The sequence below is a fragment of the Aeromonas sp. HMWF015 genome (assembly GCF_963878965.1).
Lineage (GTDB): Bacteria > Pseudomonadota > Gammaproteobacteria > Enterobacterales > Aeromonadaceae > Aeromonas > Aeromonas veronii.
Genome location: NZ_CAWNZT010000432.1, coordinates 1 through 1,827 on the forward strand (window position 1 = coordinate 1; position 1,827 = coordinate 1,827).

The window sequence follows — 1,827 nt, forward strand, 5'->3', positions numbered from 1 at the left end:
TCATCTCGCGCTCGAGGGTGGTATTGGTGGCGATAACCCCATCAATACCATTCCGTACCAGCGAAGCGGCCACCTGATCTATTTCTTCAAGGCTTAAATCCGGGGCAATTTTAACCGCCAGCGGCACATACTTTTTATATTGGGCGACCAGCTCTTGCTGACGCACCTTGAGGGCGGCCAGCAATTCATCCAGCGCCTCGCCATATTGCAGCGAACGCAAACCCGGGGTGTTGGGGGAAGAGATATTGACGGCAATATAACCGGCATGATCATAAACCTTGTCCATGCAGATCAGGTAATCATCCTTGCCCTGTTCGATGGGAGTGTCTTTGTTTTTGCCGATATTAATGCCGATGACCCCCTGATATTTGGCCTCTTTTACCTTGGCCACCAGATGATCAACCCCCTTGTTGTTGAATCCCATCCGGTTGATGATCCCCTCTGCCGGAATAACCCGGAACAGGCGCGGCTTGTCATTGCCGCTCTGGGGTCTGGGGGTGACGGTTCCGACCTCGATAAAGCCAAACCCCATGGCGCCCAGCGCGTCAATGCACTCACCATCTTTATCCAGACCGGCCGCCAATCCCACCGGATTGGCAAAAGAAAGCCCCATGACAGTGACGGGGCGTTTCGGCAAATTCTGGCGGAAGAAACAATCGAGTGGCGTACCGAGAAGGCGGGGCAAATATTTCATGGAGAGATCGTGAGCCTGTTCCGGATTGAGTTTGAACAGGAAATGCCTGGCGATGGGGTACAACATCTTTGCTCCTTAAAGAAAGCCCCGGCAACTGGCCGGGGCTTTGGGTGTAATGTCGGTGTCATGCCTTAATCTGGCAATTAAAGTGCCCGACAATTCAACTGGAGCAGGTTCAACTCTCGCAAGGCCACCGAGAACTTGGCGAACTCGTGGGTACTGGTGGTCTTGAAGTCGGCCAACATATGGGTCCAACGGGACAAGAGTTGCTCATGCTCCGAAATCCAGTCGGCCAGTATGGTAGCGCATTCTCCCTGATCTTTGCACCCTTCCAGTACCACAGAAGTGAGACTGCGTTGCTGCCAGTCAAGATCTTCGCGGAAGGAGGCTCGCGCCATCGCCTGCCAGTGGTTGCCGACTGGCTGATGGTTGATCTGGTCGAGGAACCAGTGCAGATCCAGTTTGGCTCCGAGGCGATAGTAGACATTGGCGGCACGCAGGATATCGGTCTTGTGCTCCGCGGCAATCTGCGCCAGATCCAGGCTGGAGAAGAGGCTGCTCATATGGGCGACCTGACGGGCAATGGCCTCCGGCACCTGTTTCTCCATCCACTTGGCAACAGCCTGACGATGCTCGGCTACTTCGCTCTCATCCATCACCTCGTAGAGGTGCTTCCCTAAGGTCTCGAACGCCGGACGGAAGAAGGCGATGTTCTCGCTGATGCTCCAGCTGCGATTGCGGGCGCGCAGGAACCAGCGGGTGGCACGGCGCACGATGCGGCGGCTGTAGAACATCAGCTCGAGCTGAGTCTGGGCATCCACTAGGTTGTCGCCCCCTTCAATATCGCGCCACAGCTGGTTCATACCAAACACTTCGCGGGCCATGGCAAAGCAGCAGGCCACTTCGGCGACCGAGGCACCGGTCTCGTCCTTCATCCGGCTGGCGAAGTTGAGCCCCATGTCGTTGACCAACATATTGGCCACCCGGGTAGCGATGATCTCGCCGCGTAGCGGGTGATCGGCCAGCTGGTCACCAAATTGCTGCTGCACCTTGGCCGGAAAGCTGGTGACCAGCATGTTGGCGAGGAAGGGCTCGTCGGTCACTTCCGGGCAGTTGAGCTGCTCTTTCAACAC

General features: G+C 56.5%; 1 protein-coding gene and 1 pseudogene. Both read right to left on the bottom strand.

The features are described 5' to 3' along the window. Window positions 1–760, bottom strand: a 760-nt coding sequence (pyrD, locus tag AACS18_RS22255) for a quinone-dependent dihydroorotate dehydrogenase (RefSeq protein WP_108613354.1), incomplete at its 3' end; no start/stop codon positions are given. Between the two features lie 77 nt (window positions 761–837). Then, a pseudogene (locus AACS18_RS23740) lies at window positions 838–1,827 on the bottom strand (NAD-glutamate dehydrogenase); the annotation flags it as partial.